Raw genomic sequence first — 14,477 nt, forward strand, 5'->3', positions numbered from 1 at the left:
GTCGTAGCCTGGGGGCGGCGCAGCGAAACCCGGGTTTAAAAGTAATTATCATATTTCCCCGGGTTTCGCTGCGCCGCCCCCAGGCTACGATTTTATAGTTTTTATACAACCAACTCTAATTTATGGTTAAAGATTTATCATGCTTACTCTTCGTCAAATTACTCTTAGTCGTGGCACTAAAATTTTATTGGATAAAGTCAATGCCACTCTATATGAAAAGCAAAAAATAGGTCTTATCGGTCATAATGGTTGTGGTAAATCAACATTATTTGATTTTTTACTAGGAAAATTAGCTCCGGATTCAGGAGAGTTTTTAATTAATCCTCAACTCTCTATCAGTCATTTATCTCAGCAATTACCGGACAGCGATGAAAAAGCATTGGATTTTGTCTTAGGCGGCGATGACCGTTATATGAAGTTGCTCAAGCGCTTGCACGAAGCAGAAACTATGGGCAATGATGCTGAGGTACTCGCATGTCATGAAGAGTTAAGTCACACCGGAGGCTACAGTAAACCGGCTCAAGCAGCTACGATTATGTCTGGACTGGGTTTTAAAGGCGAACAACAACACGCTTCGGTAAATAGTTTTTCCGGAGGCTGGCGAATGCGTTTAAGCCTTGCTCGTTGTTTAATGAAACCGGCTGATTTGCTTTTACTGGATGAGCCTACCAACCATTTGGACATGGAGGCAATTTTTTGGCTGGAACGTTTTTTGAAGCAAAGTCCCAGCACGATTATTCTTATTTCTCATGACCGAGAATTTCTTGATGCTTTTGTTACTCATATTTTACATATTGAGAAACAAAATCTAACTCTTTACAGTGGTAATTACAGTTGTTTTGAAAAAACACATGCACAACAATTAGCATTACAACAAGCTATGTATGAAAAACAACAAACAAAAATCAATCATATGATGTCCTTTGTAAATCGTTTTAGAGCAAAAGCAACTAAGGCAAAACAAGCGCAAGGACGTCTCAAAGCCATAGAGAGAATGGAAATTATTGCTGCAGCACAAGTTGACTCACCTTTCTCTTTTGATTTCTTCCCGTGTCCTCGGGCAGGAAATCCATTAATTCAATGCAATATGGTTGATGCAGGGTATCAAACTGAAAAGCCGATACTAAAAAAAATTAATCTCTCACTCAATCCTGGCGACCGAGTAGCCCTACTCGGACCAAATGGTGAAGGAAAGTCAACCTTAATTAAAACCCTAACTGGGTCTTTAAGTCCTTTAAATGGTACGATTCACCGCTCAGCACATTTAAAAATTGGCTATTATGCGCAACACCAATTAGAACAATTGGATTGTAATTTAAGTCCAGTAGAAACAATCCAAGTTTTGTCGCCAGAAGTACGTGAACAAACGATTCGTGACTTTTTAGGTGGTTTTAATTTTACTGGTGATATGGCAGTACAATCTATAAATCACTTTTCCGGCGGAGAAAAAGCACGCTTGGCCTTAGCGAAACTTGTTTGGCTTAAACCCAATCTGCTCTTGCTAGATGAACCAACAAACCATTTGGATCTGGGGATGCGATCTGCTATTGAGCTTGCATTACAAAGTTATGAAGGCGCATTAATTCTGATTTCTCATGACCGCCATATGCTCAAAACCAGCGTAGATAACTTCTATCTGGTATACCAACAAAAAGTTCAAGCTTTTGATGGTGACTTGGATGATTATTATTCCTGGTTACAAACTAAAGATGTAATTAAAGAAAATGCACTTGCCTCACCTGTAATTGATTATAAAGAAAAGAAAACGTTACAAAATCGCCTGAAAAAATTGGAACAATTAATTGAACACTATCAAAGTGAAATTTCCAAGCTGGATACCCAGCTCGGTGATTCCGCTCTTTACGAAGACAGTGCGCAACAAAATAAACTCAATCAATTAGTACAAAAGCGCACTTCCACCTACTCCTCCTTAAATCAGGCTGAAGAAGAATGGCTAGAAATTAGCAGCAGCTTGGAAGATTTAGTATAGTACTGGAAACAACGAAGTAGAATCCGGAAATGAGTGCAGCAGTTTATTCTGGGTTCCGTTTCGCTGATATTCGGCTACGATTTGCTCCACCATTTATCTTTGTATGCAAACTCATTGAATTTTTTATCACGCACCTCAATTCTCTTATAGCCTATAATTTAATCATATAGTGTGAAATTGAGATCACAATGGAAGCAAAGCTACTTGAGAAACTCAAAAAAATAAATCCTTTAAATCAACATGGTGTTCCTAAAAGCCAAGGAAATTGCCATTGGTGTGCTATCGAGGCAGCTCGTGTATTATTACAAGATGTGGAACCAAGGGAAATACCCGAGTTCGAAGGCGGCAATGATCCTGTAGAGGGGTTAGTTCATTCTGTACATGGTAGTGAGGAAGTAGAAGACTTAGATGAATTTTTTCAGAAAATACAAGCATTAAATAGGGGTGAATTAATGTTAGTCAGGCTTGAAAACACAAGTAAATCTGAAGAAGATAAAGATTTGGATCATTCCTACCTCATCTATGTAGATGAAAATAATGAAGCGTATCTTATTGACCCAGATAGACAGATTTTTGTTGAGTTAGAAGATCGAGAGGATTTTTACCAAAGTGTAAAAGGCTGGAAAAATATTAACACCATTAACTATTTAAACGGAGAACTCGATTCCGCTTTTACAGACAATGTTAAAGTCTGCATATGTAAATTAACTAGGGAAGCCGTTCATGAGTCTAGTGGCGAACCTTTACCTGAATATGGAACTGAGGTTCCAGGTCTTCGTTTTTCTTAGGCTGAATAAGTTTTATTTCCCAGTTCCGCGGGACGAGTAACTAATTGGAATATCTATTGAAAATGGCTCAATAGATCAAGGTTTCTTATCAAAAACTGACGATACCCCAGTCTACAAACCCTAATCAAGAGTGGTTATAAATTTCAACGGCAACCCCGCTAACGTCTTTCTGTATTTGAAAGGCATCATCAAGTGTTTCCAAAGGTGTATTAGATACTGCAATGATAAATACAAGCAAATGCCCATTTTTTGCATCAATATATCCTGATAATACTTCTGAAAAGGAATAAAAACGTTGGTTAGCAAAATCATAAGTTATTGATGTACCTGTTTTCCCATGAACTTTGCCTACTGCGGGAATGTTCTGGGCTGCTTTGGCAAGACTGCCATCGACACCAAGTATTGGGAGTGCATTATAGAAAAGTTTAAATTGGTCTTCAGGAAGTTTGCGTATATAGGTTAATAACTGAATAGCAGCCTTGGGAAGAAGCCTGTTTGTATCACCGCCAGCGCCATCACCGAATACAAATTCATTTTTAGCTAATCCTACTTCATCAAGTAAGAATGTCGCAATATGGGACATGCCTTCTGCAAATGATGTTTCCTTATTATGTTGGGCTAATAGAAGCGGTATTAAATCGGCACCTATATTATGACTTAATTTTAAAATGACTTTAACATATTCAGAAAATGGTGGAGAAATATATTGCGCTATAGGTGTAAGGTGATTATAAACATCAGCATCTGGTAGTCGACTATTTTTATTATCCAGGTTTACTACAATACCTTGTTGTTTTAATGCAGCGATAAAAGCATGTCTTGCAAAAGGTGCAGGTTTAAGGATAGGAGATATTCTTAATATTTCCCCTGCATTGGCAGCAATTTGCCCTTTTAGAGTCAATACGGTGTTGTCCTTATCGGATGAGGTTTCAATATTTGTTTTTTCATTATCGCCTACTGTCATAACCTGATTATCAATAAAATAACCAGGGGCTTGTGGACGCCATTTTATTGAGGCTTTCTGACCCACAGAGGTAGGCTTAATTTGAAAATCAAACAGATTTTCATTAATCATGATTGGGGAAATAGTGTAATTACGCAAATATTCTGTTTTAAATAAACGGTTGTCTACTAATACATCCCCATTAATTTGTTTAATCCCTTTGGATTTGATTTGCTGAGCAAGGCTGATAAGTCCATTGAGCGGGTTTTCTGGGGTAATCGATGCACCTGGCAAATCATTAGCATAAATATGATCGATATACCCATAAGTCAGTTTGTCATCATGAACACGGCTGCCCAATTCTAAATCGCCTTTCCCTACGAGAATTAAGTTACCGTTTAACGTGCCGTTTTCTTGCTGTCCAATAAAATAAACCGGAGTTTTAAAACGATAGTCATGACCTAAAACATTCAGTGCAGCTGCGGAAGAAAATAATTTAGTTACAGAGGCCGGCATTAATAAATAGCTAGTATTTAATTGATAAATGGTCTCTTGGGTATTTAAATCTTTAACCTCTATCCACCATTGTGCATTTTGGTAACGTGGTTGGTGCATCACATTGAGCATATCCTGAGGCAACGATTTAGCCGCATTAGATGACGTAGAAAGCAAGAAAATAAAAAGAGTTATGAGCTGGCTAAAAAGTATTTTTGTTGTTTTTTGTTTCATTTGCACGGTAAATTTCCTGTTATCTCATGATCTATTGAGAATAAGTTGTCAGATATAAATAATTATATCAAGCTCCCTTGAATTTCTTTTCAATTAGGGTGTATTGACAATTTATACCCAAGAATAAACACTAATAACATGATATAAAATCAAGACTCCTACAGCGTGGAATCAAACCCATTTTGCTAAAGCGGCTTTGGAGAACGTAACAATTCTAACATCAACTTAGCAGCTAATTGTTCTGCTTTTCTACGGTTAGCACCTTGACCAAAAGTTTGTTGTTTTCCGTCAATTACTCTACAGGTTATGTAAAATATCTGATTGTGTTCATCCCCTTCAACCTTAGTCAGGGTATACTCTGGAAGCGCCATTTTTTCGGCTTGCAAATACTCCTGCAGTTGAGTTTTAGAATCTTTTAAGCAATCGTTTAAATTAGAATCTTCAAGTCTGGAACGATATAATCCCAGAATGACTTTTTTTGCAGGCTCTATTCCTCCATCAAGGAAAATTGCTGCAAAAACAGCCTCCATAGCATCTGAAAGGATTGAGGCGCGACGAAAACCGCCACTTTTCAGTTCTCCCTGCCCTAAAAAAAGAAAATCCCCCAGATCAATTTCTTTAGCCAACTCGACCAACATCTCACCTCGAACCAAAAATGAACGCAAGCGGCTTAATTGGCCTTCACTTTGCATAGGAAATCGATGAAACAGTTCATTGGCAATTATAAAACTTAAAATTGAATCTCCAAGAAACTCGAAACGCTCATAGTTTTCACTACCTACACTACAATGCGTTAAAGCTTGCTTGAGATAAGCAATATTATTGAATTGATAATTTAATCGTCTGCATAACCTTGCTAAATCAACTTTCACTGCCTGTTACAACCTCTTCAGTATGATTAAAATCAAATAATAAGCTTATATTGTGTACCAACGGCTTAATCACTTGATATTTCAATTTCACTCTAAATTTATTGACACCTATGGGTTCAATCATCAACTGATTTTCCTTTAAACTTTCTATTCCATTAATATTCAGATGTTTATCTAAAGTACTCTTTAGAACATTAACATCAGCCATGGGGTCGCCAGCTAACGAAGATGGAGATACCTCATTTAATCCTTTTATCGACTTAATAATGGAGTAATACTGCAAATAAACTGGAACAACACGCATTACTATCGTTGCCGCCATAACAATCACAACAACTGTAAATAACATCCCTATAAAAGTCATTCCCTTTTGCTTGTGCATTCATTATTCCTTTTTCTGTTCTAAAGTAAGCATTTGAAATTAATAAATATAAAAACATCCATATTTACGAAATCGATTTTCCTATTCTAGACCAACGAACGTTATCAGTCTTACCATTCCAACTCATCCAAACCAAAAATGCTTTTCCTCGTAAATAGGACTCAGGTACAAAACCCCAAAATCTGCTGTCAGCACTATCATCTCGATTATCGCCCATCATAAAATAATTTCCTTCAGGCACTACAATATCAAAGTCCACAGCAGGAACATCAGTTCGCACGAAAATATTATGCACTGTTCCATTTAAATCTTCTTTATATTTAGCTACAGCTTTTCCAGAACTTTCATCAATAGTGTACTCAAGAAAAGTCTGCTTTGCTTCCTTTCCATTAATTGTTAATACCTTATTGTGATAACTAACTTTATCTCCAGGAACTCCTATTACCCTTTTAATGTAATCGTAGGAAGGGTCGGGCGGCCATCGAAATACAGCAACCTCTCCTGTTTTAGGATCAGAAATTGAAACAACTTTCTTTTCCCAAACAGGAAGTCTTAAACCATAAATATATTTGTTTACCGCCACGAAATCACCGACAAGCAATGTCGGTTCCAATGAGCCTGAAGGAATGCGAAAGGGTTCAATGAGGAATGAACGTAAAATTAGGACAATGAAAAACACAGGAAAAAAAGATCGTGAATATTCAATAATTCGATTGGGCTTTTGATCCTCAGTGCGCTTTTTTGCCCAGAATATGACATCTAAAAGATAGATAAAACCGCTGACAAAAGACAGGACAACCAATATTAAAGCAAAATTCATAAATTTATATCCTAATCAAACTTAATTTTATAATGAGGGCATTAATATACCACCCTTCTACCAGGGTCTGTTTCCATTTCGCTAGCTTGAGTCAAAATGTCTTGATTTTCGAGTACCGAAGCGCAGCATACACGAAGTATGTGAGCATCGGAACGCAGAAAATCAAGACAGTTTGGCCAAGATAGTAGAAATGGAAGCAGACCCTATTTCTTTTTATCTGTTTGAAAGACAGCCATAAAAGCCTCTTGGGGTATCTCCACATGCCCCACCTGCTTCATGCGTTTCTTCCCTGCTTTTTGCTTTTCTAATAATTTTCGTTTTCGAGTCACATCGCCACCATAGCATTTTGCAGTAACATTTTTACGTAAAGCCTTTACTGTTTGTCTGGCAATAATATGACTGCCTAAGGCCGCTTGAATTGCTACATCAAACATCTGCCGTGGAATCAAATCACGCATTTTTTCAGCAATTAGTTTTCCACGACTGTGTGATGAAGAGCGATGAACAATAACTGAAAGCGCATCCACTCGTTCGCTATTAATCAAAATATCCATTTTTACCAAATCTGCTTCTTGAAAACGTAAAAAATTATAATCCAATGAAGCGTAACCACGACTCACAGATTTTAAGCGGTCAAAAAAGTCAGAAACCACTTCGCTCATCGGGATATCATAGGTTACAGAAACCTGGCGACCACTGTAAGTCATATTAACCTGAACACCACGTCGTTCAATACACAAACTAATAATTGATCCAAGGAAATCTTGAGGCACCAGTATATTCGCCCTCACAATCGGTTCGTACATTTCTTTAATTTGTGGGAGCGGCGGTAGAAGTGATGGGTTATCAATCAACAATGTCTCACCTTTTTGGGTCAAGATTTGATAAACTACAGTTGGTGCAGTGGATATTAAATCTAGATTGTACTCCCTCTCTAAACGTTCCTGTACGATTTCCATGTGCAACATTCCCAAGAAACCACATCGGAAACCAAAACCTAACGCTTCGGAAGATTCAGGTTCATAAAATAATGAGGCATCATTCAGACTTAATTTAGCTAGAGCTTCACGGAATGCCTCAAAATCATCCGCACTAACAGGAAATAAACCGGCATAAACTTGTGGTTTTACACGCTGAAATCCAGGAAGTGGCTTATCTGCAGAATTTTTCTCCAGAGTGAGTGTATCACCTACTGGAGCACCTTGAATTTCTTTAATTCCTGCTACTAAATAACCTACTTCGCCAGCATTTAATACATCCAGCTTAGTACGCTTGGGAGTAAATATGCCTACCTGATCGACTTCATAAGAACGGCCGGTAGACATTACCCTCATTTTGTCGCCTTTACGTATCGAGCCATTTACAATACGCACTAATGAAACCACACCAAGGTAACTATCAAACCATGAATCAATAATCAATGCTTGCAAAGGTCCATTGACATTACCTTCTGGCGGTGGAATATGAGCCACTAAAGCTTCAAGCACATCTTCTACACCCAAGCCGCTTTTGGCACTGGTTCTTATTGCATCATGTGCATCAAGACCAATAATATCCTCAATTTCTGAGATAACACGCTCAGGTTCAGCTTGTGGTAAATCGATTTTGTTGAGTACCGGCAAAACAGATAATGATTGATCTATGGCAGTGTAACAAACAGCTACCGTTTGCGCTTCCACACCTTGGGCAGCATCAACGACTAGAATTGCACCCTCACAAGCCGCTAGAGAACGGGATACTTCATAGCTGAAATCCACATGTCCTGGTGTATCAATAAAATTCAAGAGATAGGTTTTACCATCTTTTGCTGTGTAATTTAATGAAACACACTGGGCTTTAATCGTGATCCCCCGCTCTCGTTCTATATCCATAGAATCAAGTACTTGAGCACTCATTTCACGCTCAGTTAAACCACCACAAATTTGGATAAATCGATCTGCCAAGGTTGATTTACCATGATCGATATGGGCAATAATTGAAAAATTACGAATTCGCTTTAAATCACTCAACTGAAATAACCTTTTTGCAAATAGCGCATTTTAGCGTAAATATGCGTAGCCTTAAAGTATTTGCTAATACTCTGCATTTTTAATAAAATTTATCGTTTCAGTTTATCTTATCAGGAGGGGCTATGCGACGACTACCATGTTTGGGGTTTATTGCAATAATACTGCTGCTTCTTTCATTCTCAACTTATTCGAATACTTCATTTACCCAAAGAAAAGATGTACAACTTTTTATCAAAAAGATGGTTAAAGAGTATCATTTTAATACTAAAGAGCTTACGGCAATAATGAATCAAGTAGTTATTCAGCCCGATATCATCGAATCCATGGAAAAACCCTATGAAAAGAAAAATTGGGATGTTTACAGAGATTTGTTTCTGACCCCCATGCGCGTAAAAGGTGGATTGGATTATTGGGTTGCTAACAGAGCGGCATTAGAAAAAGCACAAAAAAAATATGGTGTTCCCCCAGAAATTATTATTGCGATTCTCGGTGTAGAGACTTTATATGGAGAACGACAAGGAGAACATCGAGTTCTTGATGCTTTAGCGACGTTGGCCTTCAACTATCCCAAACGTGCGCCTTATTTCACTAAAGAATTAAAAGAATACCTGCTTCTTTGTCGCGAACATGGAGTACCTGCAACTCAATACAAAGGTTCTTATGCTGGCGCTATTGGTCAACCACAATTCATGCCAAGCAGTTACCGTAATTTTGCTGTTGATTTTAATAATACAGGCAAACGTGATCTCGTGTCGAACAATGCTGACTCTATAGGAAGTATTGCGAATTATTTCTACCATCATGGTTGGAAGCCCAATGATGGAGTTGCCCAGCATGCCAAACTCATAGGGACACACTACAAGCGCATTCAAGTCAATCCTAAAAGAGCAAATTATTACTATTCACAATTAATTGCATATGGAATTAAGCCTGTAACTGCAGCACAAAACCATCCTTCACGTGCCGCATTGATTGAGCTGGTAACTGCTAAAGGAAATGAATATTGGATAGCTTATTCTAATTTTTTTGTAATAACCCGTTACAATTCCAGCCCCCAATACGCGCTTGTAGTTTATCTGCTGGCACAACAATTGAAACAACAATGGACTGCAATGAATATAAAAAAACATAGAGCTTATGCTTAGGAATGGATACCTTTTTCCTTTTTGCAAAACATCTTGATGAAACAGGATGTTTTTGCCTTAAAATAAATGCGGATGGAGCACTAATTGCTCCACCCGCACAACGTACTTTTGACGAAATTAAATCATTACAAACTGAATGTAAAACCTTAATTATTGAAACATGCGAACAAGTCAGTCTTCTTAATCTAGAGCTCTCATGGCTTCCAGAAAGAAAAGCAAGAGCTGCAATTCCTTATGCTTTAGAAGAGAAATTGGCGCAGCCTGTAGACGAGCTTCATTTTGCTTTTGATAAAGCACTGTATCAAAACAATCAATACCTCGTAACTATTATAGGCAAACAGCGAATTCGATATCTGATGCAATTGCTTAATGAACAAAAAATCGAATTTTCTGCAATTACTGTAGATTGGTTTGCCTTACAACCACAAGAGTTATGTATTAGTGAAACGACTTTAATCATCAATTCGGATGATTTTAAAGGAGCACTTTCCGGAGAATTAGCAGACATTTATCTAAAAAACCATCCGCAATATCAACCCTTACTTTTTACAGACAGCGCAATCCAAATTGATCCATCATTACCCAAAAGTCAGGAAACATCACATACCTGGATTGCTCAAAGAATACTTAAATCTAAGTTAATGAATCTCTGCCAAGGAGAAATGCAACATGGAAATAAAGCAGATTTAATTAAAAAGGGATACCAACTTGTCGGCGCCCTTTTTTGCTTTTGGCTCATTTCTCTACTTGTAGTGAATGGAATCAAATTGCATTTATTAAATAAGCAAACTCAAAAAATTGATGATCAAATTGCGGTGATTTATCATGAGTTTTTTCCTGATGCAAAACAAATTATTAGTCCTAAATTTCGTATTACACAACTATTAAAAAGTAATAATACAGAAGAGCAAAATCGCTTTTGGTTTTTACTGAATCAATTTGCCAAAGTAATGAAAAGCGAACACAATACTCTAGAGCAATTACGCTATCAAAACAAAACCTTATCTGTGACGATAATTAGTCCAGATTTTGCCAGTTTAGAAGAGTTGGAAAACGAATTAAAAAAACTGCAACTCAAGGTAAAACAAACTCAGGCATCGACTCGTGAACAACACGTTGTTGCTACTTTGGAGTTAATGTGAAAGCATATTTAAGCACGCTTAATGAAAGAGAAAAGTGGATGTTAATTGGAACTGTGTTGTGTCTTTTTCTTTATATTTATTATTTGTTTTTATATAGCCCATTGAGTCAACGAGTCACCCAAAAATCAACGCAGCTAGTAGAGAAAACGGCTACGCTGGATTGGATGCAAAAAATAAGACAACAAAGTCGCATGAAGCAAACTAAAAAGAAAACAGTGGATAATAGTCAGCTTTTGACAACACTGGCAACGCACCTAAAAAATGATCAGACACTAAAATTTCCTTATCAGTTACAACAAACCGGATCAGGAGATATTCAGCTTACTTTTGATGCGGTTGCTTTTAACCTATTTATTACTTGGCTGGAGAAAATAAATCAACACTATGCGATCACGGTGAAACAATTTGAAGCAGAACGCTCGAAAACCTCAGGGATAACTCGATTAATGATTCTAATTAGCTCCGCTTCGGAAACTACGTAGTCTTAAGTAAATATTTCATAAAAAATAAGGAAATTTCATGTCAAACTCATCGGTTAAAATCGTTCGTTTTCATCAAACTGGGGGTCCAGAAGTATTAAAACTTGAAGAAATGTCATTGCCCGAACCTGGAAAAGGAGAAGTTCGCTTACGTGTTCACGCAATTGGTTTAAATCGAGCAGAAGTTATGTTTCGTTCTGGAGCCTATTTGGTGGAGCCACATTTCCCATCAAAAATTGGCTACGAAGCCTCTGGAGTAGTAGAGGCGGTTGGTCCGGATGTAGACAAAAAAATGATTGGCAAGACATTCAGCACAGTACCTTGCTTTGATCTTGGTAAATATGGGGTATACGGTGAAGTTGCAATAGTCCCCGCATACGCACTCGCAGAATATCCCGAGAGGTTTTCTTATGTTGAAGGAACTTCTATTTGGATGCAATATTTGACCGCTTATGGCGCCCTGATTCACTATGGAAAACTCGCTAAAAATGACTTTGTTTTAATTACCGCTGCAAGCAGTAGTGTAGGACTTGCCTCCATTCAAATAGCGCGTGCTCAAGGAGCAACTAGCATTGTCACTACACGAACCTCTAAGAAAAAAGCTGAGTTACTCTCTTTAGGAGCAGACCATGTGATTATAACAAATGAAGAAAATCTTCCTGCCCGAGTCAATGAAATAACCAAAGGTAAGGGAGTAAACATTGTTTTCGATCCAATTGCGGGTAAAGGCGTTGAAACTCTTGCAGAAACTCTTGCCCCAGGCGGAATACTTTTTGTTTACGGGAATTTATCTATGGAGCCAATCACTCCGTTCCCTCTTTTCACTGCCTTAAAAAAAGGAATTTCTGTACGTGGTTATACGCTCTTTGAAATTTCTACTCAACCAGAAGTTCGTGCAAAAGGTGAAAAATATATTTTTGAGAAGTTACAAAACAACTTATTTAAGCCGCAAATTGCCCGAACGTTCTCCTTGGGACAAATAGTAGACGCACATAAATACATGGAATCAAATGAACAAATCGGCAAAATTGTAGTGACGCCTTAATACCATAAGTTCCCGGAGTCTAAACCCGGGAACTCATTGCTCTATTGTTGCACACTGCTCCAATTAATCACCGAAGCACTATTTTTAATTTCGGACGGTAATGCATTTAATGCTTTTTGTGCTTCTTCTGCTGTGCTGTAGGTTCCATATACCCCCTTATAATGCGTTTTACCATCTCGATCATATTTTACCTGAGCGATTCGATCATTTTTGGGCGCTTTATAAAGAACTTGCGCTACTTGAGATGCCTTATCACCTTCTACCAGTTCAATAGTATAGCCTTGCGGGTTTTGACTATTTACCCAACTCTGATCTCTATCTTTAAAAGAAGTTGGAGAATGCAATTCGCCAACATAATATGAATTAGGCACCCTAACTTCCTGCTTTTGTTGGTATCTATAGTCATAATTAACCATATTATAACTATTCATAGCATAAGGGGCTATGTTGTCATTATATGTGTATGCTGGATACGACATGTAGTCACTTTCTCTGGTACAAGAAGACATTGTGAAAGCACACATTGCTAAGAGTGCTAAATTTATTTTCTTATTCATGGTTATCCCCTATTTATAATTCTTATTGTTTACTCCTTGTCTGCTATATCTACAAATTTAAGAAAAACTTTAGGAAATTGTGTTGTTAACGAGCACATTATGCCTTACAGTAATTGTTTTTTATTTTATATTACAAAACTTATGTGGACACATCGACGCTCTGGGCAAACAAATCAAAGAGGAAATCAGGATCATCGAGATCCTTATGAACGAGACCGCACACGAGTAATTCATTGTCCAGCGTTCAGACGACTGCAAAGAAAAACACAAATTTTAGGAACTGACGAAGGAGATTTTCATCGCACTCGTCTTACACACTCTCTGGAAGTTGATTCGATAGGACGCAGTATTGTACACAATCTTTTAATGAGCCAAGAAAAATATATTGGACTCGCTGGTTTATTACCCAATGATGATCTAATTTCTGTTATTTGTTTATTACACGACATTGGCCACCCTCCTTTTGGCCATGGTGGCGAAGTCGCTCTAAATTATATGATGCGCAATTATGGAGGGTTTGAAGCAAATGGACAAACTCTGCGATTGCTAACCAAAGTCGAAAGCAGCTATGGAACCTACGGCCTTGATTTAACCCGACGTGCGCTGCTCGGTATTTTAAAATATCCGGTGAAACGTTCCACTGTTGCAGCACCCAAACAACCCCCAGTGCATGAATCCATCCATAAAACCATCAAAATTAATGATTGGCTGCCTCCTAAAGCTTATTTTGATTGCGAACAGCCTGAGATTGATTGGTTGCTCTCACCTTTTTCCGATAGTGACAAAGAATTATTTCAATCGCTGTCACAAATGCCGCATAATACAAAATCAGGAAAATCAGCCTATCATAGTTTTGATTGCTCCATCATGGATATTGCGGATGATATTGCATATGGTGTACATGATCTTGAAGACGCTATCCATTTACGTCTTATCAATCCTTCTCATCTCGATACATCTGAATTGAGACAATTGTTAAACAATACCCTATTAACTGATCGGCAAAATCAGATCATTGATTCGCTATTTTCTTCAGATCTTTATTCAAGAAAACAAACTATAGGGGAAATGGTTAATTATTTTATTACTTCGACGCAAATTATAATAACCAACGAAAAATTTGAGAATAAATTGCTCAAATACAATCTAGCTCTCTCTCCCGAAGCAAATGCCCTTCTAAATTATTTAAAGCAATGCATCTTTAATAATGTCATTGATTCCCAGGAAGCCCGTACTTTTGAATATGGAGGTCAAACGGTTGTACTTAGACTCTTTGATGCGATTAGCTCCAATCCTGCTAGTTTACTAGATAATAAAAATAGAGTTTTATTTAATCAAGCAGAGGATGAAACCTCAGCTTATCGAATTGTATGTGATTATTTGGCCAATATGACGGATGAGTATGCCTATAGAATGCATGAGCGATTGTTTGGGTTTAATACGAGAACAATTTTTGAAAGGCTTTAAGAGTTCATCAAGAACAATCAAAAAAGGGCTCTACCCCAAAAAAGGGGGCACTTTAATCAAGTTAGTCTAGACTAACTAATTGATTTCGCGATCAAATTGGAGATTAAAG

Annotated in this window: 13 protein-coding genes; 7 read left to right on the plus strand and 6 right to left on the minus strand. The window is 37.6% G+C overall.

The genetic code is table 11. The annotated features are described in order from the left end of the window. Window positions 1-139: 139 nt before the first annotated feature. On the plus strand, window positions 140-1,990 hold the full coding sequence (locus Lani_RS08870) for an ABC-F family ATP-binding cassette domain-containing protein (RefSeq protein WP_019232026.1): 1,851 nt from the start codon (window positions 140-142) through the stop codon (window positions 1,988-1,990). Window positions 1,991-2,178: 188 nt separating this feature from the next. Further along, window positions 2,179-2,778, plus strand: coding sequence for a hypothetical protein (locus Lani_RS08875; protein WP_019232025.1), 600 nt, complete (start codon window positions 2,179-2,181; stop codon window positions 2,776-2,778). A gap of 124 nt (window positions 2,779-2,902) precedes the next feature. Here Lani_RS08875 and dacB read toward each other — a convergent pair whose 3' ends face one another. From dacB to lepA, 5 genes are all read right to left on the minus strand, one after another. Beyond that, complete coding sequence (gene dacB, locus Lani_RS08880; protein ID WP_131775107.1) at window positions 2,903-4,450, minus strand: D-alanyl-D-alanine carboxypeptidase/D-alanyl-D-alanine endopeptidase; 1,548 nt, start codon at window positions 4,448-4,450, stop codon at window positions 2,903-2,905. Window positions 4,451-4,635: 185 nt separating this feature from the next. Further along, complete coding sequence (gene rnc, locus Lani_RS08885) at window positions 4,636-5,322, minus strand: ribonuclease III (protein ID WP_019232023.1); 687 nt, start codon at window positions 5,320-5,322, stop codon at window positions 4,636-4,638. Beyond that, entirely contained in the window at window positions 5,312-5,704 is a 393-nt protein-coding gene (locus Lani_RS08890; protein WP_019232022.1) for a DUF4845 domain-containing protein, read from the minus strand. The genes rnc and Lani_RS08890 overlap by 11 nt, the downstream gene beginning before the upstream one ends. 64 nt (window positions 5,705-5,768) lie before the next feature. Then, the gene (gene lepB / locus Lani_RS08895) at window positions 5,769-6,524 is read right to left on the minus strand and encodes a signal peptidase I (RefSeq protein WP_019232021.1); all 756 of its coding nucleotides are present in this window, start codon (window positions 6,522-6,524) and stop codon (window positions 5,769-5,771) included. Window positions 6,525-6,727: 203 nt separating this feature from the next. Continuing rightward, window positions 6,728-8,533, minus strand: coding sequence for a translation elongation factor 4 (lepA, locus tag Lani_RS08900; RefSeq protein ID WP_019232020.1), 1,806 nt, complete (start codon window positions 8,531-8,533; stop codon window positions 6,728-6,730). Window positions 8,534-8,655: 122 nt separating this feature from the next. Here lepA and mltB point away from each other — a divergent pair, with 122 nt between their 5' ends. From mltB to Lani_RS08920, 4 genes are read left to right on the plus strand one after another with little or no spacing between them, the layout of a single operon-like run. Further along, complete coding sequence (gene mltB, locus Lani_RS08905) at window positions 8,656-9,678, plus strand: lytic murein transglycosylase B (RefSeq protein ID WP_019232019.1); 1,023 nt, start codon at window positions 8,656-8,658, stop codon at window positions 9,676-9,678. Between the two features lie 2 nt (window positions 9,679-9,680). Beyond that, the gene (gene gspL / locus Lani_RS08910; RefSeq protein WP_019232018.1) at window positions 9,681-10,820 is read left to right on the plus strand and encodes a type II secretion system protein GspL; all 1,140 of its coding nucleotides are present in this window, start codon (window positions 9,681-9,683) and stop codon (window positions 10,818-10,820) included. Continuing rightward, entirely contained in the window at window positions 10,817-11,302 is a 486-nt protein-coding gene (gene lspM, locus Lani_RS08915) for a GspM family type II secretion system protein LspM (protein WP_019232017.1), read from the plus strand. The genes gspL and lspM overlap by 4 nt, the downstream gene beginning before the upstream one ends. A 37-nt stretch (window positions 11,303-11,339) precedes the next feature. Next, window positions 11,340-12,344 carry a zinc-dependent alcohol dehydrogenase family protein gene (locus Lani_RS08920; RefSeq protein WP_019232016.1) on the plus strand — a complete coding sequence of 335 codons (1,005 nt, stop codon included), beginning with the start codon at window positions 11,340-11,342 and terminating at the stop codon, window positions 12,342-12,344. 41 nt (window positions 12,345-12,385) lie between these two features. Here Lani_RS08920 and Lani_RS08925 read toward each other — a convergent pair whose 3' ends face one another. Then, on the minus strand, window positions 12,386-12,901 hold the full coding sequence (locus Lani_RS08925; RefSeq protein WP_019232015.1) for an SPOR domain-containing protein: 516 nt from the start codon (window positions 12,899-12,901) through the stop codon (window positions 12,386-12,388). A 141-nt stretch (window positions 12,902-13,042) separates the two neighbouring features. Here Lani_RS08925 and Lani_RS08930 point away from each other — a divergent pair, with 141 nt between their 5' ends. After that, window positions 13,043-14,368: an anti-phage deoxyguanosine triphosphatase gene (locus Lani_RS08930; protein ID WP_040521878.1), complete on the plus strand. Its 1,326-nt coding sequence runs from the start codon at window positions 13,043-13,045 to the stop codon at window positions 14,366-14,368. Window positions 14,369-14,477 lie beyond the last annotated feature (109 nt).

The sequence above is a fragment of the Legionella anisa genome, assembly GCF_001467525.1.
In the GTDB taxonomy this organism is placed as follows: domain Bacteria; phylum Pseudomonadota; class Gammaproteobacteria; order Legionellales; family Legionellaceae; genus Legionella; species Legionella anisa.